This window comes from Ruegeria sp. CDSA236, assembly GCF_059611285.1.
Genome location: NZ_JBXWPG010000016.1, coordinates 13618 through 40231, shown reverse-complemented (window position 1 = coordinate 40231; position 26614 = coordinate 13618). Strand labels below are relative to the sequence as shown.

The window sequence follows — 26614 nt, the reverse complement described above, 5'->3', positions numbered from 1 at the left end:
TTCGCCTTGGACCTATCCCGACTGCATTGTCGGGTGGGTTTCTATTTAGCACTCGGAGGGAAAATGGAGCTGACGGGCAAAACAGCGCTCATCACAGGGGCTGCGGGCGGCATCGGATCTGCTATTGCACAGCGGATGCGGCAGGCAGGGGCACGGGTTGCGGTTGCGGACGTTTCGGTTGAGGGTATCGAGGCCGACGCCCATTTGCCCGGCGATTTGCGCGAGAGTGCTTATGCAGATGCATTGCCGCAACATGCGGCGGATGCGCTGGGCGGGCTGGATATCGTCGTCAACAATGCGGGGGTCATCACCCGCGGAGCGGTGACCGAGACTTCGGATACCGACTGGGCATTGTCGCTGGGCGTAAATGTCGAGGCGCCCTTTCGCATCTGTCGCGCCGCAATCCCGATCATGGTGGCGCGTGGTGGTGGCGCGATCGTGAACACCGCGTCATGCTGGGGGCTGCGCCCTGGGCCGAACCACGCGGTCTATTGCATGACCAAGGCAGCTATTGCGTCGTTGACACAATGCATGGGTATGGACCACGCGCATCAGGGCATCCGCATTAACGCCGTCTGCCCGAATGAAGTAAACACGCCGATGCTGCGGTCGGGGTTTGAAAAACGCGGCTTCGATCCGGATACTGCCGTGGCCGAGCTGGGCCGGACAGTGCCCTTGGGGCGTATCGCCGAGCCCGAGGATATTGCTGATGTGGTGATGTTTCTTGCCTCGGACGCCGCGCGCTATGTGTGCGGGGCATTGCTGGAAGTGAACGGAGGAAAACCGGTTTCATGACGCGATTTACCGGCAAAACCGCACTGGTTACGGGCGGGCGCAGCGGTATCGGATGCGCCATCGCGGAACGTTTGCAACACGAAGGTGCACGGGTCTTTACCGTGCAACGTGGGAGCGATCCGGAATTCGAAGGGTTCGAGGCCGATTTCAGAGATCCCCACAGCCCGCAAACGGTGGTCAATCAGGTCGTTGATCTGTCCGGGCGATTGGACATTCTGGTCAATAATGCAGGCATGATGCAGGAAGCCGGCGTCGAGCAGATGAGCCTTGCAGACTGGCAGCGCACGCTGACAGTCAACCTCACGGCCCCGTTCCTGTTGATCAAGGCGGCGCTGCCCCATCTACGGCGGGCGGGCGGGGCGATTGTCAATATCGGCTCGATTGAGGGGCTGGGCAGCAATCCCGGCCATGCTGCCTATTGCGCATCCAAAGCCGGGTTGCATGGCCTGACACGAGCGGTGGCCGTGGATCATGGGGCAGAGGGCATTCGTTGCAACGCCGTGGCCCCTGGCTGGATCGACACCGAGTTGAACGTGGATTTCATCGCCTCAATGCCGGACCCGGAGACATTTCACGAGGATATCAAGCGCATACACCCCGTTGCCCGAACCGGAAGCCCGCAAGAGGTTGCGGCGCTGGTCGCCTTCCTGGCGTCGGATGATGCCAGCTTTATCACCGGGCAGGTCTACACAGTCGACGGAGGCCGCATGGCCAAGCTGAGCCTGCCCTGATCACTCGTCCCGCGCGCGCCATTCTTTCCAGCGCAGCACTGCATTGGCACCGATCTCTCGGAATGGTTTTGGGGGCAGGCGTTTGGGTTGATCCTGGGCGTCGAAATACCGGGTGATATTCGAGCTGTGGCCGCAGGTGCGTTCTGCTGCCGCGATACCGGTCAGGGTGCCGCGCGCCGTGCCTAGCCCATTCTGGACGCAGCCGGAAATCACGCCCTGTTCGACCTCTCGCGCGACGGAAACGCCGTTCAGGCTGAGGCAGAGATGACCGGCCCAGTGATATTGCATGTCCAGCCCCGCCAACAGCGGAAATCGCTGGTCGAATTTGCGCTGCATCACCCGCGAGGCGCGCGCCAGATCACCAGCAGTTGAGGTCATGCCCGGGCGCAGGGCCGCGCAGGTACGGGTTATGATCCGATTGCCGCCCTGCGCCGTATCAATGCGCCGCATCGTTGTACCCAACGGATCAGATGGTGTGACACTCCAGCGGGGTTGCCCCCCAAGCCGCGATAGCACTTCGGCGTCCAGCTCAGGGGTCATTGCCGCAAAAAGGAACAGTTGCATCAGTCGGTCGCGCTCGATCCCAAAGCTTTCCAGATGCCCGTTCACCGTTAGGATGACTGTACCAGTGCTGACGGTACCGCGCGCGGTTTTTACCAGCCACGCACCGCCTTGCTTCTCAAACCCGGTCACGCCAGAGCTCTCGTACAATGCAATGCCATCCTTGATCAGTCCCGCAGCCAGACCGCGAATATAGCCTGCTGGTTGCAACATAACCGTGCCGGGTGTGTATAGCCCCGACCGATAGTGGCGCGACCCTGTCAGGGCGTGCATCTGCTGTTGGTCGAGCATTTCACTGGTCTCACCCAAAGTGCTGAGATGATGCGCATAGCTGATATTATGTGCATGTCCCGCCGCGCTCACCGCTCCGTTAACCTTGCCAGCCGGATCAAAGAAATTCGGGTCGATCTGATATTGCTCGACCGCCGATCGGGCAAAATCAATTGCAAGTCGGTTTAATGTGATCATGGTGCGATCATCCCCCGGCCCGGAATAATTGTCCGAGGCCAGGTCATGTGGCAGATCGATCATAAAACCCGTATTGCGCCCCGCAGCCCCTTCGGCCACGCGGCCAGCCTCAAGCACGATGATCTTTGCGTCGCTTTGCAGCTGCCTCAAACGCTGTGCCGCTGACAGGCCTGCGAAACCGGCACCAACAATCACGACATCCGCCGTCAGATCACCATCCAGTTCTTGGGCTGGGGGTGGATCGCCTAATATGACGCTCCAGGCCGCAGGTCCGCGATGGACAGGCAGGGTTCGGGCGGCATAGCTGCTCAATCCACGGCCTCATCCGCATCGTCGGACAGGTCGACCCAGATGGTTTTTAGCTGGGTATACTGGTCATGCGCATGGATCGAGTTGTCGCGCCCACCAAAGCCAGACTGTTTATAACCGCCAAAGGGCGTGGTGATATCGCCCTCTCCAAAACTGTTTACAGTCACCGTTCCCGCCCGGATCATCCGCGCCCCGCGGATGGCGCGTTTCGCATTGGCTGTGAAGATCGACGCACACAAACCATACTCGGTATCGTTGGCGATCTTGATGGCCTCATCGAAGCTGGAAACCGTGATCACCGAAAGAATAGGACCAAAGATCTCGTCACGTGCCAGGATGGCGTCATTGCCAGGTAGTTCGACTACGGTGGCCTCGACAAAGCCATTGTCCGCTTTGCCTCCGATCACTACGTTTTCGGCCTGATCCAGATATCCGCAGACCTTATCGAAATGAGCTTCGCTGACCATTGCGCCCAATCGTGTTTCCGGGTTCAGAGGCTCGCCGATATTCCATTGCTTTACATGATGGGCGATGCGGTCGAGCAACTCGGCCTTTACGGCCTTGTGGACAATCAGGCGGGACGTGGCCGAGCAGTTCTCACCCATGTTCCAGAACGCACCATTGACGATATGTGCCGCCACGCGGTCCAGATTTTCTGCATCTTCCATCACAATGGCCGGATTCTTGCCGCCCATTTCAAGCACCACCTCTTTGGCGTTGCTTTCCGCCGAATAGCTCAGAAACCGTTTGCCAGTCACGGTTGAACCGGTGAAGGACACCATATCGATATCCATGTGCCGTCCGATAGGTTCGCCCACCTCGGCACCTGCGCCGGGGACGATGTTTAGGACGCCGCGTGGCAGACCGGCCTCCATCGCCAGTTCGGCCAGCCGCAATGCCGTCAGTGAAGTTTCCTCGGCCGGTTTCACAACCACCGAGCAGCCCGCAGCCAGAGCGGGCCCGATTTTCCATGCCAGCATCAGCAATGGGAAATTCCAGGGCAGGATTAGCCCGACAACGCCAATCGGCTCGCGCACGACCAAAGCGATGTGGTCGTCACTGGCGGGCGAGACCTGATCATAGATCTTGTCGATCGCCTCAGCATGCCATTTCAGGCAATGAATGGTCTCGGGCAGGTCGACGGTCTCGCAGTCAAAGATGGTCTTGCCACTGTCGATACTTTCCATCACCGCCAGTTCACGTGCATTGCGTGTGATCAGTTTGGTCAACCGGATCAGCACATTTTTGCGCTCGGATGGGTGCAGCCTCGACCAGCGGCCATCTTCGAACGCTTCGCGCGCCTTCTCGACGGCGAAATCCACGTCCGCTACACCGCAGGCGGCAATGTTGGCCAATTTCTTATTGGTCGCCGGGTTAACCGTTGTGAAGGACTGCCCGGAAATCGCCGGGCGATACGCGCCATCAATAAAGGCGCCGGTTGGCAAGGTCAGACCCGCGGCGATGGAGTCGTATTCGTCCTGCGTCAGCAATGTCATACCTTACTCCTCTGCCATGATGTCAGCGATTTTCTGTTTCAGCACGCGCGTCACTTGCTCTAGCGCGCGTTTGTCATCTTTGTTCAAAGATTTCAGCGGCGGCCGAACGATGCCCGCGTCAATCCCATTCATTGTGACACCATGCTTGATGGTCTGGATGAATTTGCCACCCTGTTCTAATACCCGCATCAAGGGCATCAGCGCCGACATGATCCGGCGGCCCTTGGCAAAATCACCCTCGATTACACAGGCCTGGTATAGCGCCACATGCTCGGCAGGCAGAAAGTTCGAGCCGCCACAGACCCAGAACGGCGCGCCCCAGGCAAAGAATTCCAGCGCCTGATCGTCCATACCGCATCCCAGTTGGATATGCGGATAGTCCCGCGCCAGAAGATGCACCCGGTTGATATCGCCCGAGCTTTCCTTGATGCCGCAGAAATTCCTGCTGCGTCCGACGCGGTCCAGGAATTCTTCGCCCATCATCGTGCCTGTGCGGTGAGGATAATTGTACAGCATTACCGGCAGGTCGGCGGCCTTGTCGATGGCCAGCGCATTCAGCGCATTTTCGCGGTCGGTGGGCACCGAATAGGGCGGGCTGGCCAACAGGATCGCATCCGCCCCGATTTCCTTTGCACCCGACGCCAGCGCAACCGAGTCCGACGTCAACATCGCGCCCGTGCCAACAACCAGAGGCAAACGGCCTTTCAGACGCACATGGGTGAACCGCGCCAATTCTAGCCGTTCCTCCACGGTCTGCGCATAATTCTCACCGGTCGACCCGCCCGAGATCAGACCATGCACGCCATTCTTGATCAGAAGCTCAATCACCTGCGCCAGCGCGTCCCAGTTCACGCTGTCATCGGCCTGATAGGGCGTGACCACCGGGGTATAGACCCCCTCAAATCGGAAAATTGGGTTCATTCCGTCCTCATGCAGGTTTCGAAAGCGGTGGGAGGCCCATTGGGACATCCAGCGCATCGGGCATCACGAACAGTTCGATCTGATCGCGTGACAGGTTCCAGTGATCTTCGGCCAGCTGCGCAGCAGCCGTTTCATCGCGTGCTTCGATGGCGTCGATGATGGCGTCGTGTTGCTGGCTTGCCTCGGACAGGTTTTCGACCATCCTGCCCGACTGTGGCCGGTAGAAGGTCATGCCGATACGGGCATGGTCAATCAGCAAACGGTTGAAAGAGGGCAATAGATAGACATTGCCCGACATTTCGCCGGTCACTTCGTGAAAGCGGTTATTGGCCAGGGCGCGCTCTTCGGCTGCCCCATCCCGCAGCGCGGCCTTGAATGCCTGCTGTGCGGTTTTCAGGGCTTCAATCTGCACAGGCTTTGCATTCGCCGCTGCCAGTCGCAGGATTGCACCATAGATCATCGGCGCGGCCAGAAAGAAATCGCGCAAGGTGGTATACGACATTTCGGACACGCGCGCGCTGCGGTTTGTTCGCAGGTCCAGATACCCTTCTCCGGCGAGTTGTCGGAACACTTCGCGTAAAGGCGTTCTCGACAGGCCAAACGCATCGGACAGATGCACCTCGTCCAGATCGGTGCCAGGTTGCAGGCGCAAAGTCAGGATCGAGACCTTCAAGTGCTCGGCCAGCTGCGTTTTGCGGGTTTTTGCGACGTCCTTCATCCGGATCCTCCAGCCCAGCCAGCAAGAATCGATTGGGTTCGATTGCCTCCTTTTTGTATCCGAATAAAATACATATTGTATACATAGAAATTTCGTGCAGCATAATCCAACGACAAAGACTCAGCCAATCCGGCCGAACAAAGTGGAAAACCCTATGCCTCAGATGCGGCACATCACCATTGTTCTGATCGAGGAGTTCTCGCATCTCGCCTTTTCATGTGCCGTCGAACCACTGCGGATCGCCAATCTGGTCAGTGAGAAAACGCTATATGATTGGACGCTGATATCGGAGGACGCAGAGCGTGCAGTGTGTTCCAATAAGGTGGTGACACTTGTGCATGGCGGGTTGGGCGATATTCCAAAGACTGATCAGCTGTTTGTCTTGTCGGGCATCCACATGCGCAACCATGTCTCACGCGACCTTCTGGCGACGTTGCGACGCGAACGTGCGCGGGGCACGCCGATCGGGGCATTGTGTTCTGGTGCTTGGCTTCTAGCAGAGGCTGGATTTCTGGATGGCTCTCAGGCTGCGATCCACTGGGAATATCACGATGCGTTTATGGAAGCGTTCCCAGAGGTGAACCTTGTGCGCAGTGTCTTCGTGGCAGACGCGAAACACATCACGGCATCGGGTGGGACGGCAACTGCCGATCTCTTGCTGCATCTGATCGGACGCGATCACGGCGAGGAGCTGGCGATCGCGGTTGCAGACCAGATGGTGTATAATGCTGCCCGCAACGCAACGGCCAAACAAAGGGTATCATTGCAATCGCGCAACGGGATGCGTAACGCACATCTGGCTCGGGCTATCCATACCATGCGCGAATGCCTTGAAGCACCGGTTTCTCCGTCAAAGATCGCGGATGATCTTGGCATATCCACGCGCCAGTTAGAGCGGTTATTTGGTAAGTATCTCAACACTTCGCCCAAAAAATACTTTATGGAATTACGCTTGGAACGCGCGCAAAAGCTTTTGCTTCAGACCGAAGCATCCGTCACTGAGGTCGCCTTGGCTTGTGGCTTTGAAAATCCCGGCCATTTCTCGCGGGTTTATCGATCCAGTTTTGGTGTCACACCGCATTCGCAAAAAAGCAAAATCGATTGACGGAAGGCGGCGGGGGGAGCTGCTCTGCCCTAGGGCGAGCCCGGCCCGGCAGGCGCTCACCCCCTAGTCCCGCTTGTACCCCCTCGTTAAATTCAAACTCGTAAACTGATCAGCAGGATTGACTGTTTGTATTTGGTAAAAAGGGCACAAATTCTGCAAGATCGTGTCAGATGTAAGGGGGTTTAGGGCGATATAAAGGCCCAGATTTCTGCAAAAAATGCGGCTCAAATCCCACACAATTAATAGCTCAAATAGCCAAGTTTGTCCTTGAGTTTGCGTTACATATGAAAAATGGCTTTTAAGTTTAGCCAAAATACCGGGTATACTTACAAACTATGGCAGAGATTCACATCGGGATGCATTTTCGAACCCCCATGTTCCCTTCAGCAACCAAAGCCGGAGGCCATGCATGAATTTCGAAACTTACCAGCCGGTCGTGACACCTGTCCCGCCAGTCATACCCGTAGACGTGCGCGAGGATCAGATTATTCAGGCCTCGCAGGCGGCCAGTTCAGCATTTGAAAAGATATCCGCCACGGCAATATTTGAGGTGGATACAGTCACTGATACTCAGAAGCGCATACTTGCGATCTTTCGCTGGTATTTTCTGGCGGCCTATTGCACGCGGATGTTGTCTGGGGCAACGCATCGGCTGGATCATTTGACGATGCAAGTAGGCATGGATGTATACAGTGCGGTTGGTATGATTTTGTCCCGCGATGAGATCGAGTATTCGAGAAACTTGGTTGAAAAAATGCCGGATTCTGCGGCTGATGCACGGATGAAGGCGATCGGTGCGCGGGGGCACAAGGCAGGTTGGATCGCGGCCAATCAATATAAACAGGGCAGAGGCATGCCCTTAGAGATCAAGGTCGCTCTGTCGGGTGCTTTGGCAGCTGTGGATCGTTTGAATTGAACAGCGGTCCCAATTTGACATGAATTTACAAGTGTAGGTGGATTTGCTTCGCAGCAGGCAGGCGCGCGCCTTTCGTTGAAGCTCAGGTCGAAGGGGGGAAATGCTGCCCATTCACAGTAGGGGATTGAAAACCGTACCAAATCACTACATTCACCCCTGATAGATCCAACAGGTTAATGCTACATGCCCCTTTCAAGAAGATTGCTAGCCTATGGCTCGGTTCCCGTGGTTGCGATTGTATGCTTTGCCGTTTGGTATACCAGTATCGGTTCCAAACCAGGTCCTGAGTTTGTCCGGCTGGATGGTGGAGAATTCCTGATGGGTTCGCAAAACTTTCAAGCGGAAGAGACTCCGGTCCATCCAGTGAATGTCAGGTCCTTTGACATTACGCGGACAGAAATTACCAACGACCAATTTGCGAAATTTGTCGAAGAAACCGGGTATCAGACAACGGCAGAGCGTGGCTTGTCGGCGGAGGATTTCCCGGGTCTGCCTGCAGATTTGCTTGAGCCTGGATCGATGGTCTTCGCCCAGCCTAAGGAAGCGGTGTCGCTGAATAATCCCAACGCATGGTGGCGCTATGTCAAAGGTGCAAGCTGGCAACACCCGGCAGGACCGGGCAGTTCGATTGCGGAACTGGGCGACCATCCGGTGGTGCATGTGTCACCCGAGGATGCCGCAGAATTTGCAGAGTGGATCGGAGGTCGTCTGCCGACCGAGGCCGAATGGGAATTTGCAGCTCGCGGCGGGATCGAAGGCGCCGACTACACCTGGGGTGACAGCTATGATCCCAGCAATGGGTGGAAGGCAAACACCTGGCAAGGACAGTTCCCAAGCGAAAACCTGGCTGACGATGGCCATGTCGGAACCGCACCCGTAGCTTCATATGTGGCCAATGGCTACGGCCTGTATGACATGGCGGGCAATGTCTGGGAGCACGTGGCCGACTGGTGGGTGCCGGGGCACATTCCTGGCGACCAAATTGATCCTACCGGCCCGGAAAAGGCCTTTGCCGCCCAGTTCGGTAGCGCATCGATGGGTGCAATGCGGTTGGTCAAAGGGGGCTCATGGCTTTGCGCACCGAATTTCTGTCTGCGTTACCGACCTGCAGCGCGGCAGCCGGTTGAGATGTCGTTGGGCAGCAATCATGTCGGATTTCGCGTTGTCCGCGATGTAGACTAACCGCCGGGCATTCCGGTCATGCGGCGGGCTTATTCCGCCCCGTACTGGTGGCACAATCGATTCCAGAACATATCAAGCGCGGCAAATTTAACGCCCTTGCGACGGGCAGCGCATATGTTCCAGGTCAGAGGTTGCGTGGTTCGTATCTCTTTCAACATCCCCAATTTCAGGTGCTGATCAAAATCTTCCTTCATTCCTCCGGCAATCAGGTCTGCTCTGCAGCCCATATCGGCAACTAAAGAGAAATCGTCACTTTCGATCTGGGGCAATCGGTCAACAATATGCCAGGCTTTCTCGTCATTCCCCAAAGTGGCGGCAATGGCAGAGCGCCAGTGGCGATGCATATGCGCGGTTACAAACGGATGCCGAAACACCTCAGCGATTGAGACCGGAGTAGCCTGATGAATGGGATGGTCGGGGCGAGCGCAGAAGAAAACGGGTTCCTTTCGAACGACCTGAATGTCCAGATCGCTTAGGTTGGGCGTGTGCGTAAGATCGCAAACCGCCACGTCCAGACGCCCTATCCGCAATGCTTCGAGGGGTTCCATGGTGGCCCGCACATCAACGCGGACGCGAAGATCTGGCCAGTTATCAAGCAGCTCTGCCAGAAGCGGCGTGATGATCGTCCGGGTCGTCAGGGGGCCGCAGCCGATATTCAGCACCTCCGGGCCGACCGAACGCAGCCGTTTGACTCCTGCTTCAAACTGGCTGGTCGCATTGTGCAGCGCGTCCAGAAGTTGCAGAAAGCGTTTCCCCGCCGGTCTGATGGTTGCGCCGCGGCCTGTCCGTTCGAATAGCGCCTGACCGGCATAAGTTTCTGCCTGGCCGATATAGCGTGAGAAACTTGCCGGAGAGGTTCCGATTGCATCCGCTGCCACGCGAAAGTTGCCGTGTCTGGCCAATGAGCGCACCGCATCTATGGCTTTGGAATCAATCATTTACACCCTCGTTCCAATATTCAGAACGCTCATACCAAATGATGGAATGGTCGTCTCTTTCTGTAGCCGGAATTGTCGTTTCCTGCGACATTATTGTCGACCGTGGCACGACGCCCCGGACTTCCCACATAACGGAGGATTCAATGGTTCCTTTAAGGAATATATTAGCTGTGCTTGGCGCTTCGGCGTTATCAACGACTGCAGCACTTGCCGATTCTGAGGATACACGCCCAAACGTTCTTATTCTAATCGCAGATGACATGGGGTTTTCCGATGTTGGCGCATTTGGCAGTGAAATCGAAACGCCCTCGATCGACCAACTGGCAGATGACGGTATGCTGTTCACCAATTTCCACGTCGGAGCGTCTTGCTCGCCCACTCGGACTATGCTGATCAGCGGTGTCGACAACCATCTCGCAGGCCTCGGCAATATGTTAGAGATTCAGGCCGATAACCAATTCGGCAAGCCTGGCTATGAAGGTCATTTGAACGACAAAGTTGTTGCGTTGCCGCGTCTGTTGCGCGACGCAGGATACCACACCTATATGACCGGCAAATGGCACCTAGGTCATGAGCCTGGCACGATCGCTTATGACCGCGGATTTGAGAAATCCTTTATGCTGGGCGAAAGCGGTGCGGATAACTGGGTCGAGCAGCCCTATGCCCCATTCTATACGCGGGTGCACTATTACGAGGACGACAAGCTTGTCAGCCTGCCAACGGACGACTACTTCTCGTCCGATTTTTATACCCAAACGATGATCGATTACATCGACAGCAACCTGGATGACGGTAAACCATTTTTGGCCTGGGTCGGGTATCAGGCCGTCCATTATCCTCATCAGGCGCCAAAAGAATTCATCGACAAATATGACGGCGTTTATGACGAAGGGTTCGAGGCCCTGCGGGTTTCGCGTCTGAAAAAGCAGAAGGAACTTGGGCTGATCTCTCCGGATGTGGAATTGGACCCGGAGTTTGCGAAAACCTCTTATGAACCGTGGCAGATGCCGGATTGGGAAAAGCTTAACGACGAAGAAAAAGCATTCAACGCGCGACGGATGCAGACCTATGCCGGAATGCTGGACAATATGGATGTCAATATCGGCAGGATTCTGAGCTATCTGGATGAAAAAGGTATTGCGGACAACACCATCGTCATTTTCCTTGCGGATAACGGCCCGGATCCGAACCAGTTGCCGCTGTCTGAAGCCTATCGTGATTGGTACAAAGCCCATTACGACAAGGTCTATATCGAGGATTTTGACGGCGATTATTCGGATATGGGGCAGCAGGGTGTCTATGCTGATTACGGCCCTGGCTGGGCGGCAGCCGCAGCGGTTCCGGGCAGCTACTTTAAGACATTCTCGACCGAGGGTGGTTTGCGTGTCCCTTTGATCGTGAAATTCCCGGGTGTTGTCGAGCCCGGATCGCAAGTCGATAAATTTGCCTTTGTTCGCGATATCGTTCCAACACTTCTTGACGTTTCCGGCGTAGACGTTCCCGGACCGGTCTATGACGGTCGCGAAATTTATACGCCAGACGGTATCAGTATGATGCCGGTCCTGAAGGGTGAGACGGAAACCGTGCGCGACGATAACAACCCGGTCGGATATGAGCTTGCAGGGTCCTCAGCAGTATTCCAGGGCAAATATAAACTGATGCAGAATCTGGCCCCTAAAGGCACAGGCGAATGGGAACTGTTTGATATCGAAGCTGATCCGTCGGAATTACACAATCTGGCGGACCAGATGCCCGAGCGTGTCGCAGCGATGCAGGCCTATTTTGAGGACTATGCAAAAAGGGTAAATCTTGTGCCTGTTCCAGAAGGCTATAACCCTCTGGAGCAGACGGTCGTCAACGCCAAGCGCAGTGGCGCGCATTAACTGAAATGTCATCGCGCCGTTTCGGGACGGAAACGGCGCGATGCGTATATTTGAAAAAGGCACAGTGCTGGTTGGTCCGCCGATAGATATGTGGCGCTACTGCGGGTGCAGCCACTGTTTGCCGCAAGCACACGCCCATGGAACAGGCCGGTGCATTGTTAGGAGGAGATGCGGGTTATTGCCCTGTGATTTCCGTGCAAGTTCCTTTGCCCCAACCGGTTCTACTACCAGAGGCAGAGAAATCGAACGTGCCTTTCTGGGGGTGGACGTTATAACTCAGCGTGTGATCCTCGCCGATATACAGGTAGGTCAAGGTATCGAGCCCCGGGAAAACATCGACCTCTTTGTCGATGTCACCGATCTTGATACGACCTTTGTTTTGATCTTCATATTTGATCAGTTTCGCAGCCATTTCGGGATGCTGTTCGTCTGGCGACTGACATTCAAACACCCGCTCTTCTGCAAGCGCCGTGAAGGGCATAAATATAAGAAGAATGGCCAACTTTTTCATTTGATCTCACCTAGAGCAGATTCGTTTCGAACGCCGCAGCTAGGTGTGATTTCTGTCATAAATTTGCTGAAATTCTGGCCAGACTGTGCCTTGGGCACAACCAAAGAAAATATAGGTGTTGGACCGTCTGCAAAATCAAGATTCTAGCGTCTCGGCAAGAAGCCTGTGGCAAAGATCGCATCCCAGAACAGAATGCAGGTCGGCTCCACTGAGCATTGCATTCACTACCAATCAAATCTCTCATAAGTATCTGTTTCAATACAAGTAATATTTGCATCTCCGAGGGTTGAGATCGGCTCGTCCAGAACATCCACCTCTGGGGCATTGTCGGTCGAATGGATAGCATCCCAAGGCAGGGTTCCAGGAGTACTCGAGTACAGCGCTTCGTAAGCCAGTTCTTCGTCCAAAGAATTCCCTGGGCTGACAGGGTCGTCACCGACGGTCAGGGCAAATGGGTTTTCCGAAGTGATGAGAGTGCCGGCGCTGTCTATGTCTGACACAACGATCTGACCATGAATTACGCCCTCGAAACCTACTGGCGGGGAAAGCTCCAGGTGGTTCAGGTTACAACCCGACAAATCCACCGGATCACCATTGGTGATCACCGAATGCTCACCACTGATTATCAGGGTATTTGCCGGTAACCCTTCCAGTGTAACATTCGCCTGATCAGACGCATGCGACACCTGGATGCCAACTTGGATCGCGTCGTCCTTGGGAACCGACAAACCGGGATCGGCCTGCATCACCTCACGGCCATCGGTATCCGGACCGTCCCATTCCAGCTTCAGCCCCGCATGGCCGTGGTTCTCGACATATCGGACTTCGATGCCATAAGTCCCAGGCTCAAGGTTGACCTCTTCTGAATACGTGCGAAACCCATGTGGCTTATCGTACTCGATGATCTTTGTTCCATCGATGAAAACAGCAATCCCATCATCTGCTCCGGCAAAGAAAGTATAGCTGCCCCCTTCCTCGACAGTGAAGGACCCTTCCAGCCTGGCACCGAATGTGTCGGAGGATCCGCCTTCCCAGAATGAGTCTTTTCCAAGTTCGTAGTCGATTTTGGAAACAACTTCCTGATGAGTCGGGGCTGAGTTCCAGTCGATTTGATCCATTCGGGTCAGTCTCTGGTCTACATCGTAGTAACTTGCATGAAAACCAGTTTGCATCTCGGCGCTCGGGGCAGGGGGCTGTGCTCCGCTCTCATATGGTGCCGAAGGTTGGTTCGGATCAGCAGGCGATTCAGGCTGAACCGGACCGAGACCATCTGGCTGAAACTCTGCCTTTTCCGAAATGGGATCTTGGGCATCACTCCCATCAGGAAGTTTTGCATCTGGTTCAGGCTCGTCAGGCTCGCTCTCGGTGACTTGGGGCTGGTCCCCATCTGTGCCGGCGGAAATACGGGGATCGACCATGTCCGCGACATTGACGGTAAAGCTTTCGGTCAGAGTAAGCCCGCCCTCGTCAATGACAGTTACATCCACCGTTACAGATGAGGCCTCTTCGTGATCAAGCGCCACATCAGGTTTTAGCCGCAACTGGTTGTCGACAACCTCGAACCGGTCATCAGAGACTTCAAACCGATGCGAGCCGCCAAGGTCAGGGTCGTCAAAAGAGATTTTTCCAACAACGGCACCTTCAACATTCTCGGCCACCGTTAGCTCGGCCGCAGTCAGAGTAATGTTGTCGACAAGCGCGCCATAGCTGTCATTTTGGTTTGCAGCTTCCCTCAGCTCCAGGTTGTCCTGACCGGTTCCAACCACCTGAAGGTCGAATGTTTGCCATTCGGCGGATTGAGGATCAAGCTCCGCGACCAAATTGCCATTCCAGTAGACCTCAACCGTGTCCGTTCCACCTGCAAGGCGTTCGCGCAGGTCGATGCCAAGATCATAAAGCTGGCCTGCCTCGGTTTCGACGACCTGAGAGATGCTGTCTACGCCGCGCGCATGGTCCATTTCCATTAGTTGATCACCCTCAGAAGCCTGGGTTCCGCCGAGACGGTCCCAGATTTCGATCCCGTTTGCGTCGGTCCAGGCGCCGCTATCGTCGCCGTCAAATCCCCGCCAGCGACCTTCATCAAGGTCAAACTCTTCGAAACTACCGTTGTGGATCAGGTTTTCAGTGTCATTGCCAAGGCTAAGATCTGTGGGTCCTTCGTTGATGTCTTTGATGTTGATGACAAAAGACTCGGTCACGCTCAGCCCTTCAGAATCGGTGGCGGTGACCTGCAGGTCGATCTGAGCGGTCTCTTCGTGATCAAACTGCATCCCGGGTTTCACGCGAAGCTCTCCATTGAAGACCTCGAACCGGTCATCTGACACTTCGAATACGTGGGCATCTTCCGCGTCCGGGTCGATCGCCTCGATTCGGCCAATAATCGCACCGGTGACGTTTTCCGATATTGTGGTATCGTTCAGCGCGATACCTACTGGGCCTTCATTCACGTCGAGAACATCAACCGTGAATCTTTCCGTCAGGCCCAACCCGCCGGCATCGGTGACTGTGACATCCACCTCGACCTGCGCCGCCTCCTCATGATCCAGCGAGAGGCCGGGTTTTAGCTGTAGCTGACCGTCGACAATTTCGAAGCGGGCATCCGAGACTTCGAATGTATGTGTTTCCCCGTCATTCGGGTCCACAACCGAAAGGGTTCCGACCACGCCGCCCACTGCATTTTCGGCTATAGTCGTGCCGTCCAACAAGATTTCTTCGGGGGCGTCGTTCACGTCCGGCTCCGAAAAATCTGGAGACTGTCCGGCAGTTTTCTGGAATGAAATCGGCTGACTTGCTTCCGCCGCTTGCAGAGCCAGTGGGTCAATTTCAATGGCCTGTTGTAGCTCGAAAGGAGTTTGGGCGGGCATGTTCCCTTCGAGAGGCGGGGTACGCACCGCGGGTGTGTCCGCTGTGTCCTCAGACTGCAAAGGCTGCGCGGCACTTGATGATCCAGTTGTGCTGAAATTGGATAGGCTCTGGTCGGTTGGTGCCTCGAAACTTTCAACCGCGGTTGGCGCGGTTACGTTCAGCGTTTCAATCGACTCTTCAAAGCGCGCGCGGTCTTCCAGCGCGCCGGATTGTTGCTCGCCGGTATGCAATGTACTGCGGCTGGGATCGTCAGAGGTGTTGACAGTATTGCGCGATAGATGAGCGGCGATTTCATGCGTTTCGTCGTGTTCGGCCTGCAGTGTTTTCGCCCGAAATTCCGGATTGTCTTTCATATTGCTCATCGCGTGACACCTCAGGAAATTTGTTGATTCACGTCACCTTTTACCATGCAGGTGTTCAGCGAAGGTCAATTAAACCTTTAAATTTTAAGAGAAAATATCCTCTCTCACGGCGCTCAGATTTACTGTTCTTCAATTTTACGTCCCCAAAGCTGAAGGCCAACCAACTGGGTGAAGAGAACGATGAAACCGCGTGGGTTATCCGGGCGAATGACGGCAGGACAAAGCGATATCCCTGTCTGGGCTGCATCCATTTCGCTGAATGTGCTTTCGTTGCTGATGCCAATTTCGATCCTGCTGATCTTTGATCGGATCATTCCATTTCAGTCGGTCGACACCCTGCGGGTCCTGACAGTTGTGTTATTGGTCAGCGCAGTGTTGGAGCTGATTTTGCGTCAATGCCGTGCAATTTTGCTCTCGGCTGCAGCTGAGGATGCCGCTGTATCGAATTTCCAGCGGTTTATGACCACGGTGATCACAGCGAATACGCTGAGCTTTTCCAAGGTTCCGGCAAGCACTTACGCGGAACGTTTCGGGGCGATCGGCCAGTTAAGAGATCACCAGGCCGGGCAGGGGCAAACTCTTTTGATTGATCTGCCATTCACCCTGTTGTTTGCGGTGCTGATCGGGTTGATCGGGGGGTGGCTTGTTTTGGTCCCGCTTGGAGCATTTTGTACGGTCACCATTTTCGCGGCCATCATGAAGCGTGCGCAATGGCATTTGTTCCGCCGTCGTAAATCAATCGACACGCGCCGCTATGCGTTTCTATCCGAGATTTTGACTAGCATGCAGACGGTCAAGGCCAACCGGATGGAGCGGCAAATGACCCGCCGTTTTGAGATGCTTGAAAGCCAGACAGTGGATATGAGCCGGAAGCTGATTCAGTTTTCCGGTCTGGCCCAAAACTTCGGAGCGATCTTTTCGCAAATGACCGTGGCGGCCATGGGTCTGCTTGGAGCCTATCTGGTAATCAGCAATCTGATTGGCATTGCTGAAATGGCTGCCTGCATGTTGCTGAACGGCCGGATTGTGCAGCCGTTAACCAAGCTGATGGCGCTTTGGGTCCAGTCCGAGAATGTCGCGATCTCGCGCAGCAGGCTCGGCGAAATGGGCAGTCTGCAGACGGTTTCCAGTGCGGTCTCTGATCAGCCAGCCTTGACCGGCAGGATCGAGATCAATGATGTCTCGATGAAGCGGTTGAATGGCTCTGGGCATAGTTTCGGCCCTATCAGATTTCGCGGCGCGCCTTCTGTTGGGGTTTTGATTGAAGCTGAGAAAAGCTGGATGGTAGACGAGCTTTTCGATGCCTTGTCCGGGCAACGAATGCCCGATCAAGGAGAAGTTTGGATCGACGAACGGCCCGCAGTCCAACGTGCGGCACAGCGTGGGCAGAACGCCATGGTCATGCTCGAGGCTCAGCCAGCGATCCTGTCCGGCACGCTGTTGCAAAACCTCAGTGCTTTTGGTGATGCCGCGATGGTCGAGCGAGCAAAAACAGTAGCTGCAGCATTAGGGCTGGAGAAACGCATTCATCGTCTTCCTCTGGGCTATAACACTCCGCTGAACACCGGGACAGCATTTGAAAAAGACCCGGTGAACAGGCAGATGATCGCCCTGACACGGGCTCTGGCCTTGCAGCCGCGCATCCTGCTTATGAATGAGCCAACGGCAGTTTTGGACACTGCCGAAAGGCAAGCGCTGGCTGACTATCTAATGTCTGTTTCTCCGCGACTGACCCTGATTATTGCCAGCCCCGATCCCCGAATGAAGAACCTCACACAAGAGACAGTTCGCCTCAGGTCCTCTGCCGAGGGTGTGTATGCGGAATGGGAACTCGACACGACTTTAGAGCAAACAGCGGCAAAGCTTATCAGAAAGGGGGCGGCATGATCGCTTTGAACGCGGAAATTGCAGCGCAGTTGTTACAGCAGCTTCTGGTTCAGGGCGGATGGCGAAACCGTCCGGATGCGATCATCGAAGCTACGCCACACATGTCCGAATGGTTTCGGGTAGAGGATATTCTTCAGACGCTCCGCAACCTTGGTCTTCCCCATACGCAGTTGAGGTGCCGCGAAAACGAGATATCTGATTGGCAATGCCCGGCCATGGTCTTTCCAGATCAGGGAGGCTGCTATCTTGCGATAGGACGAACAGGGCGCGGCATCCAGGTCAGCGACGATCACAATCCCGATCTGCGTTTATTACAGCCAACACATCGTTTTTGCAGGGTTATCAGGATCGACCGGTTTGATCATCAACACGAAGACGACCGCCCAATAACTGTAGGAGCAGCATTTGGTGGCTTGCGGGCGATGATGCCATGGCTGATTATTTCGTCGTTTCTAACTAACCTGCTGGGGCTGACCGCGCCCCTGTTGGTTATGGCCATTTACGATCGCGTGATTCCGTCAGGATCAGTCGATCTTCTAATTTCATTGGCTTTCGGTGTGGCCATAATCGGCCTCTCCGACCTGTGTTTTCGTCACGCTCGTACCCGAGCGCTTGCTTACATTGGCTGGAATGGCGAACGACAGATGATGGAGGCATTGTTTCGCAAGTTGATGTCCCTTCCACTGAGCCAGCTTCAGAAGTCTGACATAAATCAGCAACTGTCCCGGTTCAGACAATTCGAATCCCTGCGCGACATGTTTACCGGTCCGGTAATGGGAGCTTTTCTTGACCTGCCCTTCGTTCTGATTTTCTTTGCGGTTTTGTGTTATCTGGCGCCATCTGTCGGTCTGTTGACATTGGGTTCGATCCTGTTCCTTGTCGGCCTTGGTATCTTTACCTCTGCCTTTCAACAACGATTGGACAAGTCGGCGGCCGAGGCTAATGCGGCCAGTCAAGCCGCCATTCATGACGCGGTGCTGCATCAACAGGTGATGGTCAATCTGGGAATGCAGAAACAATGGCTGGCACGCAGTCTGCCCCTTGCTGAAGCCGGCGAACGCGCGACAGCACGTGCGCGTTTGTTTCAGTCACTTACCCAGTCGCTTGTACAGTCAATCTGTGGGTTGGCGACGGTCGGGGCAGTCGTTTTAAGCGCATATGGGGCCCTGAATGGCTCATTGAGCTTTGGCGCAATGATCGCCTCCATCGCGTTGGTGTCCAAAATGCTGGCTCCGATTCAATCTCTGTACACCAGCTTCCCGCAAATTCTGTCGTTCCGGTCCAGCAGCACACAAGCCGATCGAGTTCTTGGACTGCCCGAAGAGTTGGAAATGGGGCTCAAGCAATCGCATCAGAAGACGCTTAGCGGTTGGGTCTGTTTTTCGGGGGTGACGTACCGTCCAGATCCGTTGAATCCTCCGATCCTTTCGCAGGTCAGTTTCCAGTGCAATCCGGGTGAGGTCGTGCTGGTCATGGGGAGTGATACGGCAAGTCGCACTGCCATTCTCGACCTGATAGACGGGCTGTATAGCCCCCTGAGCGGCACCATCGAGCATGATGGGATAGATATTCGCCAGATCGCTCGCGACGAATTACGGAAATCCGTCACATACGCAACCTATGAGAAATCCTTGTTCTATGGCACGGTCGCGCAGAATTTCCGCCTGGCGGTGCCCAGCCTTTCTCCGGACCAGGTTGCCGAGGCTCTGGACGGGATGGACCTGCTGCATGATCTCGAACTTTTACCAGAAGGCCAGGAAACGCGACTGACCGACACTGTGCTGTCGCAGTTGCCTGAAGAGGCGGTCAAAGCGCTGACTCTGGCTCGCTGCATGGCGCGGCCTTCTTCGCTCTTTCTGTTTTCCGAACCGACCAATGGTCTTTCGGATCGTCGGCGTCACCTGTTTAAGCACTGGGTTGGTGACAAGCGGGGGAAATGCACTGTAGTCATCGCAACCGCCGACCGCTCATTCATGCAGATCGCCGACCGTTTCATATTTCTCAATGGCGACAAGGTTGCTGTGAATGCCACCGGAGAGGCTGGCCGGAAGAAGCTGCAAGCCGTGTTGAAAGCGCTCGGAGGATAGCCATGGCCATATTCTTGAATAAACCAATCCCGCAAGAGGCGTCGGAAGTGAACAGCCGAAATCGCAGCAGGCAGAAACCGCGCCTGGCAGCCTTTTTGGCATTGACCTCTTTGGGGATGATCACTGGCCTGATTGCTCTGTCAACGCAAACGGCGATCCCGCAAATCACGCGCGCACCGGGTACAATCATCCCTTTCGGAGACTATTTACAGATCGAGACACTGCTGGGCGGTGTCGTTCAGTCTGTGCATGTCCATGACGGTCAGATTGTCGAAGAGGGCGATGTCCTGATTCAGCTTCAACACCCAGACCTGTTGCACGAGCGCGATGTCCTTGCGGGGCAGATGTCAGCGGTCGGGCAGGAATTGGCGAACGCGCGCGCCGTGCTGACAAAACTGGGCAGTTCAGAACCGTTGTCTCAGTCGGAAATCGGGGTTCTTGCCCTGAGCGGTTTAACAAGCGCTTCGGCGGCGCTGGAGCTGTATGCCGAAAGTCAGCGTATCCAGCGTCTGTCTATTTTCCAGCAGGAGGGGACACTTTCTATCCTAGCCAAGGCGGCTACGGTCGCTCAGGAACGGGTGGACAAGAAAGAGATTGCCTTGCAGCGATACGCGCAGCTGCAGTCACAAGGCCTCAAATCCCTAAGCGATTTTCTGGAGGAAGAGGACGAGGTTGATGCATTGCGCGCTGCCGTCTCTGACGCGCGGGTCCGGGTTGCGGAACTCAGGAACGCCCTGACTTTGGCAAAGGCATCTCTGGCCCGGGAAACCCTTTCGTTACGCGAAGAAACGCTTATTCGGCTTTCCGAATTGGAACAGGAAGATGCGCGCCTGCGTGTATCGGTTGGCGTGGTAACCTCCAAGTTGGACGCCCTGCGCATTTCTGCTCCGGCTCGTGGCATCATCCAGGCGGTCACACACCCTAGCCCCGGTGAGGTCATCGCCCCCGGAGAGGCGATATTTGAACTATTGCCGACACGACAGGAACTGGTTGTCGAGGCGAGGATACCCAATTCCGAAGTTGGGCATGTAAGCACTGATCAGCCGGTCGCCGTCAGCATTGATACTTTTGATGTGCGTCGATTTGGGAAAGTCCCGGCGCGTCTGCAATCGGTCTATCCGTTGCCGTTGACAGATGAGCAGACCGGAGAGACCTATTTCCGCGCAGCCTTTGCCCTGTCCCAAGACAAAATCGGATCGGGATCGTTCCAACGTCCTTTGAGTGCAGGCATGACCGTGGTGGCCGAAATGACAACCGGAGAGCAGACTCTTTTGTCATACCTATTGAAGCCGGTTCAACAGACTATCGAGGGGGCATTCAAAGAGCGCTAGATTTTTGGCGCATCTCAGAGCCAGAGGAAATGAAGATGTAACTGCCAAAATCCAGCCTGAATTCGCTTTCCCAAGGGCCGACTTACAACAGCATCGGTTTCGTAAAACAGAGCATACAAACATCCAAAACACTGGGCATTCAGTGTCGATTTGCCCACAGCAAGGATATTAGAAACTAGCGGGAAATGGTGGGTGATGAGAGACTCGAACTCCCGGCATCTTCGATGTAAACGAAGCGCTCTATCCTAATCCGCACGTGCAACAAGGTGCTGTTTTTCCCCTGCCGCAATCAGCACTACCTTGGAGAGATATCTAGTGTTGTCAGTGGCTTGAAGGTTGGAAAATCTTCTGGACGTATCAAGATCATATGACATCTTTCTTAGATCAGGTCTGTCGCTGATCGAACTGAAACAAAGAGTTGGTGCAGCGGTGGCGCAGCGCTGCATGCACAGCCGTAGGGGCTATGGTGGCAATTGTCCCTCTGTGATCCTTAGATAGGGGCTCCAAAAAGTGTGTTGCAAATCCTTGTCGGCCCCCACTTAGTGTGTAGTGGAAAAGCAATCTAACTATTCGCAACGTAACAATACACCGAGGCGGAACTTGGTCGGTGTCATTCCGGTTTGACCTCGGAAAAAGCGAGTGAAATGGGACTTGTCGGAATAGCCGAGCATCAGACCAATCTCTGCGATTGTCATCTGGTCTTCTTTGAGGTGCTCTTTGGCGACATCGACACGCAGCCGTTTGATTTCACGGGGTAGCGTTGTGCCTTGTCGCTGAAGCGCTTTCAGAAACCGTTCCGGTTGTATTCCCAGCATTCCAGCCACCATCTCTGGCCCCAAATCGGTTTCATCCAGTTTGTCGCGTAAGACAGAGCGCAAAGCTGCCACCACGGTTACTTCTTCCTCTTGTTGAGGTGAGACTATGGGCTTGGCAGAGCCCTCAGAGACATGGTGCAAAAACAACCAATCCACAGGAAAACTAATTTGCATTCCGGGATCACTCCCAAGGCCAACCTCGATCCCTTTGTAGTCGATAGGCAGACCATTGATGTATCTGCTTTCCCATCGCACGCGCGAAGAATCCCAAGAATCTCCGACGACGGTCTGCAATAGGCGTACATAGATTGCGGCACCAAAACCGGTCACCTGAATGGGCGGGACAGTTGGTTCCTGTTGCCTCTCGATACGGTAAGTCGCTTTGTCTGCTTCGATGACGAGACTGTGCCGCACAGAATTGGACTCCTGCGGTACGAGCCCAACAAAGCGAGTAAAAAACTCGAATAGCGTTTTTGTAGATTGCAAGGCTTGAGCGAAGGGCGGCCATCCTTGTAGGTCAAACGCCTCCCCTACATTCAGTCCTAGATATCGATCCCCTGATACTTCTGAGAAGGCATTCACCAAACCGTAGACCAGCTCTGAGTGAACGAACACGGTTGGGTCAGACATCAGTTCGGCTTTCAATCCGACCTGGTCCAATGCTGGTTGCGGATTGATCTTGCGTTCGGTGAGATATTGCAAAAACGGAGCGGCTAAGGAGAGGCGAATAAAGCCCTCGCTATGCTCTTGAGAGGTGGAGTTGAAAGGCAAGCTCGTCACCCTTGTGATGATTGGTCGATTTATTCAGTGGCCATTTTTACGATCACATTCGAACATGCCAATTCAAAAGTGGCAACCGAGGCAAAATTTTCCGGACTACAGTTGGCAAAACATGAATATGAAGGGAGTACTTATGTCCGGTCTACGAATGTCGCTTTGCTCGACGGTAATTGTCGCTGCAGGTCTTTCTTTTTCAGCATCCGCGCAGGCTCAGGATCAAGAAGAACCCCAAACGTTGTTTACCAACGTGGACATCTTCGATGGCGTGAATGAACAGCGTATCGAGAATGCCAGCGTATTGGTCGAGGGCAACCTGATTAAGTCCGTATCAACCGATGCGATCGATGCCCCCAATGCTACGGTCATCGACGGAGAGGGGCGGACACTGACACCCGGGTTTATTGAACTGCACGCACATCTCATGCTGATGGGGCCGACCTTGCCTGCGATGGAGGCCAACACGACCTGGGAGGACTTTGCCATACACGGTGCGCGGATGGCTGAGATGTATTTGATGCAGGGTTTCACCACTGTCCGGGATGCTGGTGGCGCTAATGGCGGACTACGTAGGGCGATTGACTCGGGGCAAATCGAGGGCCCTCGTTACTATCCATCTGGGGCGTTTATCGGAACACGCGGTGGTCACGCTGACTTCGCGAATTTCACAGCACCACCTGGTTCGGAGACAAACATGGGTCGGCTGAACATGGCTCAGGAGGTCAGTGGTGTCGATGACGTCTATAAATTCGCACGTAACAACTTTCGTATGGGCGCGACGCAATTGAAATTCATGCAATCCGGTGGTGTCGTGTCGGCATTCGACCCTTGGCAATTGCTGGCCGGGTCGCCCGAAGAAATCAGAGCCGCCGTCCAGGTCGCGAATGAATATGGCAGCTATGTCATGGCGCATTCCTATCGTAAGGAAGCTATCCTGAGTGCGCTCGACGCAGGTGTTATGTCAATCGAACATGGTTTTTCTTTTGACTGCGAAATTGCCGAAGTCATGAACGAGAAGGGTGCGTACATTACAACAAACCTAACGGCATTTGACCCCGGCCTTCTCGACATTCCGGCTGTGGCGAATGTTCCGGCGAGCCTTGCCAAGGCAAAGTCTGCCTCGGCCACATTTGCAGGCTATATCGACAATATGAAAGAATGCCCGGTGAAGCGGGGTTTCCAGACAGACTGTGTTGGTTCGGTAGAGGCGTGCAATATCCAGATTGCCTACGAAAAACACTTAAACAATGATTTCTTCGGCCCCTATACGTCCATGGTCACGTTGACATCGACGGGTGGCGAGGCAGTCGCTCTATCAGGAGACTTTATGAACCCTTATACCGCAGGAAAACTGGGTGTGATCGAGGAAGGCGCCTATGCAGACATCCTGCTGATCGATGGTAACCCACTAGAAGACTTCTCGGTCGTTGGCACGGGTGACCAGTGGTTTGGTGCCGATCCGAGGCCGGAAAGCCCTGAAACGATCCGGCTGATCATGAAGGACGGTGTGATATACAAAAATACACTGAATTGACCCCAAAACTCGACCGGAGAGTATTCATGTTCCTTTGGTTTCGTTCCGTCTTGCTCGCGGGTTTGGTCTGTTACGGTCATTCTGCCATGGCAACGCCAGGAGCAGCGCTGGACTGGGCAGACCTCCCGGACCCATCTGTGCAGGTCTTTGAGGATCCCTATCGGGACCTCAGCCCCGAACAGTTCGACGACGTCCTATTCGTTGTGCGGATGCGTGGCAGGCTGCAGCAAGACACTGGCAGCGCGGAAGAAAGACTGAAATGGCAGGAACTTCTGACCGAGACCGAGGATGCCTTGGCGGGAGTTGGCGTTGATGTCGATTGGCTGCTCGATCAAAGAGAGCTTGTGAAAGAACGGCGAAGAAAGGCAGGAACAAACGGAAATCCGCAATTCGACGGTCAAACAATAACAATCGCGGGCTTTGCCATCCCGGGCCCGAGCGATCCAGACGGGCGATCTGTGGCGTATCTAGTGCCAGAACGAGGAATGTGTAGCCACATGCCCCCGCCCCAACCCAATCAAATGATTCGCGTGCGGTTGAATGGCGACTGGACGCCCAGCTATTTCCACGAACCCGTTCGGCTAACGGGCACGCTGACTATCGATCCCACTGTTCAGAATATGATGGTTGTGGACGGCCTCATGCCTATGAGTGCGACATTCCAGTTGGAGACGGAACGTGTCGAAACTCTAGAAACCGAAGCAGACAGGCTGGAATGGAAGCAGCGTGCCGCTGATCGTATCCGAGCGGCGGGCAATCGCAAGACCGGCGGGGCAAAGGCGTCTGAATGATAAGACTTCTCGTTGTCGTACTGAGTATTGTCTCAGCCGGCGCGGCGTCGGCTCAAGGTCTGTCCGGGCCCTCTTCGGTCGAAGCTGATCTTGAGCCCGGAGATGGACTGACCGATCCACAATATCGTTCCGATTTTCCGCGCAGTACCGCACCGGGTTGGTTTCAGTGGAAAGACCGACTGGCGGAGAATGGGTTTCGGTTCAACATTGATTACTTGGCATTGGGCCAAACCACGAGCGCGGATCTGGGGGAGGGCGAAGCTGCCAGCGGAATTGCGCGGTTCTATGGCAGTTGGCAGGCGACTGAACAGGGGTCTTTGACATTCAAGATCGAAGACCGGCACAACTATACCGATGTTGCCCCACAGTTTCTTGGTCTGGATGGTGGAGCTCTTTCGATCACGGGAACAGCCTTCAACGATAATGGTTTGCTATTGACCAACCTGTTCTGGACCCAAAGGGCCGAGAACGGTTCGTGGACGCTGCAAGTCGGCCAGATTGATGTAACGGACTTTGTGGATATTTATGGGTTGGTAAGCCCATACAGTGGTTTCCAAAACCTGTCTTTCAATACCAACCCGACAATCAACGCACCCAACCAAGGCCTTGGCATTGCAGGCGGGATAAAGCTGAGCAAGAACCTCTACGCTGTCGCGAGCGTCTCAGACGCAAACGCCGACCCGTCTGATCCAAACTTTGATGTGTTTAGCGACGGCAATCTCTTCAAATCACTCGAACTTGGTTACACCTCTGACTTTGATCGCATTTACTTCGACAATATCCATCTGACCCTCTGGCATGCGGATGCGGCTGACGATGGTAGCCGTCCAGAAGATTACGGCGCCGCGTTCTCAGCAGCATGGTTTGTTGACAATAAGTGGATGCCGTTCTTCCGGGCAGGGGCCTCAAAAGGGGCAGCAGCACTCTATGATCGGTCCGTTTCTGCGGGTATTGGCTACTACGGTCGCAATACCGATTTGGCCGGGTTGGGCCTGAACTGGGCCGAGGCAAGAGGCATAGATGGCGATCAGTTCACACTCGAAGCATTCTACCGTTTTTCAATCGCACCCGGACTGCAGATCACGCCATCACTGCAGTTCATTTCTGACCCGCTGCTGAATCCCGCTCAGGATAGCATTACGCTGTTCGGCCTAAGAACCCGGATCGTTTTCTGAGGTGGATCGAAAGTAGCAGCTAAGATCAAAACAGTTAGGGACGTTCTGTCATGAAGACCCTGTTGGCCGCATGCGCCATAGCGAGCACTTTTGGTGGCGCGCTACACGCCAGCGAGGAAAGCAAGACTTGGGATGCGTCAGAAGAGGCGAAGCATATCGTGCAAGACATAATCGTCCTCGGCATGTTGGCTAGCCACTATGGCACTGGTTGAACCGACCACTACCAGCTTCATACCTACTTCGCGCGGGCTCGGGACTTTCGCAGCACTTCACCAAGTGTCATCTCGGATACGCCCACACTGAGGGTTGGGGTTAGCAATCTCCTGTCGGTGCTCATCTCCGTTTCACTAGCCCACTTCGTCGCATCAGCACGCTTATGAATAGACTTAGATCGGGATTGCCCGTCCTTCCGCACAGTCGCCCGCCACTTACCGTTAGGTCGTTTTACTATTGTCG

21 protein-coding genes are annotated in these 26614 nt (G+C 54.9%); 13 read left to right on the top strand and 8 right to left on the bottom strand.

What is annotated here, in order from left to right; all coding sequences use genetic code 11:
* Positions 1-63: 63 nt before the first annotated feature.
* Together AC2FLB_RS19335 and AC2FLB_RS19330 are read left to right on the top strand one after the other, a co-directional pair.
* Positions 64-795 (top strand): SDR family NAD(P)-dependent oxidoreductase, encoded by a 732-nt coding sequence (locus AC2FLB_RS19335; protein WP_496688710.1) that lies wholly within the window; start codon positions 64-66, stop codon positions 793-795.
* Positions 792-1526 carry an SDR family NAD(P)-dependent oxidoreductase gene (locus tag AC2FLB_RS19330; RefSeq protein ID WP_496688708.1) on the top strand — a complete coding sequence of 245 codons (735 nt, stop codon included), beginning with the start codon at positions 792-794 and terminating at the stop codon, positions 1524-1526. Before AC2FLB_RS19335 ends, AC2FLB_RS19330 begins: the two co-directional genes overlap by 4 nt.
* Here the strand turns inward: AC2FLB_RS19330 and AC2FLB_RS19325 are convergent, their stop codons facing one another.
* Genes AC2FLB_RS19325 through AC2FLB_RS19310 form a run of 4 tightly spaced genes read right to left on the bottom strand, consistent with a single transcriptional unit; the run spans position 1527 to position 5999 of the window.
* Positions 1527-2867, bottom strand: coding sequence for an NAD(P)/FAD-dependent oxidoreductase (locus AC2FLB_RS19325; RefSeq protein WP_496709877.1), 1341 nt, complete (start codon positions 2865-2867; stop codon positions 1527-1529).
* Positions 2864-4360 carry an aldehyde dehydrogenase gene (locus AC2FLB_RS19320; protein WP_496700685.1) on the bottom strand — a complete coding sequence of 499 codons (1497 nt, stop codon included), beginning with the start codon at positions 4358-4360 and terminating at the stop codon, positions 2864-2866. The genes AC2FLB_RS19325 and AC2FLB_RS19320 overlap by 4 nt, the downstream gene beginning before the upstream one ends.
* Positions 4361-4363: 3 nt before the next feature.
* On the bottom strand, positions 4364-5281 hold the full coding sequence (locus AC2FLB_RS19315; protein WP_496676274.1) for a dihydrodipicolinate synthase family protein: 918 nt from the start codon (positions 5279-5281) through the stop codon (positions 4364-4366).
* 7 nt (positions 5282-5288) lie between these two features.
* The gene (locus AC2FLB_RS19310) at positions 5289-5999 is read right to left on the bottom strand and encodes a GntR family transcriptional regulator (protein ID WP_271948135.1); all 711 of its coding nucleotides are present in this window, start codon (positions 5997-5999) and stop codon (positions 5289-5291) included.
* Between the two features lie 154 nt (positions 6000-6153).
* Between AC2FLB_RS19310 and AC2FLB_RS19305 the strand changes: the two genes are divergently transcribed.
* The 3 genes from AC2FLB_RS19305 (at position 6154) to AC2FLB_RS19295 (ending at position 9202) form a co-directional block, all read left to right on the top strand.
* Positions 6154-7104 carry a GlxA family transcriptional regulator gene (locus AC2FLB_RS19305; RefSeq protein ID WP_496700683.1) on the top strand — a complete coding sequence of 317 codons (951 nt, stop codon included), beginning with the start codon at positions 6154-6156 and terminating at the stop codon, positions 7102-7104.
* A gap of 409 nt (positions 7105-7513) precedes the next feature.
* On the top strand, positions 7514-8020 hold the full coding sequence (locus AC2FLB_RS19300; RefSeq protein WP_496709876.1) for a hypothetical protein: 507 nt from the start codon (positions 7514-7516) through the stop codon (positions 8018-8020).
* Positions 8021-8203: 183 nt separating this feature from the next.
* Positions 8204-9202, top strand: coding sequence for a formylglycine-generating enzyme family protein (locus tag AC2FLB_RS19295; RefSeq protein ID WP_496706376.1), 999 nt, complete (start codon positions 8204-8206; stop codon positions 9200-9202).
* 29 nt (positions 9203-9231) lie between these two features.
* Here the strand turns inward: AC2FLB_RS19295 and AC2FLB_RS19290 are convergent, their stop codons facing one another.
* Positions 9232-10140 (bottom strand): LysR family transcriptional regulator, encoded by a 909-nt coding sequence (locus tag AC2FLB_RS19290; RefSeq protein WP_496709875.1) that lies wholly within the window; start codon positions 10138-10140, stop codon positions 9232-9234.
* 143 nt (positions 10141-10283) lie between these two features.
* Here AC2FLB_RS19290 and AC2FLB_RS19285 point away from each other — a divergent pair, with 143 nt between their 5' ends.
* The gene (locus tag AC2FLB_RS19285) at positions 10284-12023 is read left to right on the top strand and encodes an arylsulfatase (protein ID WP_496709874.1); all 1740 of its coding nucleotides are present in this window, start codon (positions 10284-10286) and stop codon (positions 12021-12023) included.
* 175 nt (positions 12024-12198) lie between these two features.
* Here AC2FLB_RS19285 and AC2FLB_RS19280 read toward each other — a convergent pair whose 3' ends face one another.
* A complete protein-coding gene (locus tag AC2FLB_RS19280) occupies positions 12199-12534 on the bottom strand; it encodes a hypothetical protein (protein WP_142635900.1) in 336 nt (111 codons plus the stop codon).
* A gap of 224 nt (positions 12535-12758) precedes the next feature.
* Positions 12759-15761, bottom strand: a complete 3003-nt coding sequence (locus tag AC2FLB_RS19275; protein WP_496709873.1) for a PA14 domain-containing protein — start codon at positions 15759-15761, stop codon at positions 12759-12761.
* Between the two features lie 180 nt (positions 15762-15941).
* On the opposite strand from AC2FLB_RS19275, the gene AC2FLB_RS19270 reads away from it, so the two are divergent.
* Genes AC2FLB_RS19270 through AC2FLB_RS19260 form a run of 3 tightly spaced genes read left to right on the top strand, consistent with a single transcriptional unit; the run spans position 15942 to position 21066 of the window.
* Positions 15942-17648 carry an ABC transporter transmembrane domain-containing protein gene (locus tag AC2FLB_RS19270; RefSeq protein WP_496709872.1) on the top strand — a complete coding sequence of 569 codons (1707 nt, stop codon included), beginning with the start codon at positions 15942-15944 and terminating at the stop codon, positions 17646-17648.
* Positions 17645-19735 (top strand): ABC transporter transmembrane domain-containing protein, encoded by a 2091-nt coding sequence (locus AC2FLB_RS19265; protein WP_496709871.1) that lies wholly within the window; start codon positions 17645-17647, stop codon positions 19733-19735. The genes AC2FLB_RS19270 and AC2FLB_RS19265 overlap by 4 nt, the downstream gene beginning before the upstream one ends.
* Positions 19736-19749: 14 nt before the next feature.
* A complete protein-coding gene (locus AC2FLB_RS19260; protein ID WP_496709870.1) occupies positions 19750-21066 on the top strand; it encodes an HlyD family type I secretion periplasmic adaptor subunit in 1317 nt (438 codons plus the stop codon).
* A 566-nt stretch (positions 21067-21632) separates the two neighbouring features.
* On the opposite strand, the gene AC2FLB_RS19255 is transcribed toward AC2FLB_RS19260, so the two are convergent.
* Positions 21633-22652: an AraC family transcriptional regulator gene (locus AC2FLB_RS19255; RefSeq protein WP_496709869.1), complete on the bottom strand. Its 1020-nt coding sequence runs from the start codon at positions 22650-22652 to the stop codon at positions 21633-21635.
* Here AC2FLB_RS19255 and AC2FLB_RS19250 point away from each other — a divergent pair.
* From AC2FLB_RS19250 to AC2FLB_RS19235, 4 genes are all read left to right on the top strand, one after another.
* Positions 22642-24192, top strand: coding sequence for an amidohydrolase family protein (locus tag AC2FLB_RS19250; RefSeq protein ID WP_496709868.1), 1551 nt, complete (start codon positions 22642-22644; stop codon positions 24190-24192). The genes AC2FLB_RS19255 and AC2FLB_RS19250 overlap by 11 nt on opposite strands.
* Before the next feature lie 86 nt (positions 24193-24278).
* Positions 24279-24983, top strand: a complete 705-nt coding sequence (locus AC2FLB_RS19245) for a DUF3299 domain-containing protein (RefSeq protein ID WP_282027650.1) — start codon at positions 24279-24281, stop codon at positions 24981-24983.
* Positions 24980-26158, top strand: coding sequence for a carbohydrate porin (locus tag AC2FLB_RS19240; protein WP_496709867.1), 1179 nt, complete (start codon positions 24980-24982; stop codon positions 26156-26158). The genes AC2FLB_RS19245 and AC2FLB_RS19240 overlap by 4 nt, the downstream gene beginning before the upstream one ends.
* A 50-nt stretch (positions 26159-26208) precedes the next feature.
* Positions 26209-26370: a hypothetical protein gene (locus AC2FLB_RS19235; RefSeq protein WP_496691654.1), complete on the top strand. Its 162-nt coding sequence runs from the start codon at positions 26209-26211 to the stop codon at positions 26368-26370.
* Positions 26371-26614 lie beyond the last annotated feature (244 nt).

Bases quoted from the DNA above. Each gene is read 5' to 3' on its own strand.
- AC2FLB_RS19335 (WP_496688710.1), top strand. From the start codon at position 64: ATGGAGCTGACGGGCAAAACAGCGCTCATCACAGGGGCTGCGGGCGGC.
- AC2FLB_RS19330 (WP_496688708.1), top strand. From the start codon at position 792: ATGACGCGATTTACCGGCAAAACCGCACTGGTTACGGGCGGGCGCAGC.
- AC2FLB_RS19320 (WP_496700685.1), bottom strand. From the start codon at position 4,360: ATGACATTGCTGACGCAGGACGAATACGACTCCATCGCCGCGGGTCTG.
- AC2FLB_RS19315 (WP_496676274.1), bottom strand. From the start codon at position 5,281: ATGAACCCAATTTTCCGATTTGAGGGGGTCTATACCCCGGTGGTCACG.
- AC2FLB_RS19310 (WP_271948135.1), bottom strand. From the start codon at position 5,999: ATGAAGGACGTCGCAAAAACCCGCAAAACGCAGCTGGCCGAGCACTTG.
- AC2FLB_RS19305 (WP_496700683.1), top strand. From the start codon at position 6,154: ATGCCTCAGATGCGGCACATCACCATTGTTCTGATCGAGGAGTTCTCG.
- AC2FLB_RS19300 (WP_496709876.1), top strand. From the start codon at position 7,514: ATGAATTTCGAAACTTACCAGCCGGTCGTGACACCTGTCCCGCCAGTC.
- AC2FLB_RS19295 (WP_496706376.1), top strand. From the start codon at position 8,204: ATGCCCCTTTCAAGAAGATTGCTAGCCTATGGCTCGGTTCCCGTGGTT.
- AC2FLB_RS19290 (WP_496709875.1), bottom strand. From the start codon at position 10,140: ATGATTGATTCCAAAGCCATAGATGCGGTGCGCTCATTGGCCAGACAC.
- AC2FLB_RS19285 (WP_496709874.1), top strand. From the start codon at position 10,284: ATGGTTCCTTTAAGGAATATATTAGCTGTGCTTGGCGCTTCGGCGTTA.
- AC2FLB_RS19280 (WP_142635900.1), bottom strand. From the start codon at position 12,534: ATGAAAAAGTTGGCCATTCTTCTTATATTTATGCCCTTCACGGCGCTT.
- AC2FLB_RS19275 (WP_496709873.1), bottom strand. From the start codon at position 15,761: ATGAGCAATATGAAAGACAATCCGGAATTTCGGGCGAAAACACTGCAG.
- AC2FLB_RS19270 (WP_496709872.1), top strand. From the start codon at position 15,942: ATGAAACCGCGTGGGTTATCCGGGCGAATGACGGCAGGACAAAGCGAT.
- AC2FLB_RS19265 (WP_496709871.1), top strand. From the start codon at position 17,645: ATGATCGCTTTGAACGCGGAAATTGCAGCGCAGTTGTTACAGCAGCTT.
- AC2FLB_RS19245 (WP_282027650.1), top strand. From the start codon at position 24,279: ATGGCAACGCCAGGAGCAGCGCTGGACTGGGCAGACCTCCCGGACCCA.
- AC2FLB_RS19240 (WP_496709867.1), top strand. From the start codon at position 24,980: ATGATAAGACTTCTCGTTGTCGTACTGAGTATTGTCTCAGCCGGCGCG.
- AC2FLB_RS19235 (WP_496691654.1), top strand. From the start codon at position 26,209: ATGAAGACCCTGTTGGCCGCATGCGCCATAGCGAGCACTTTTGGTGGC.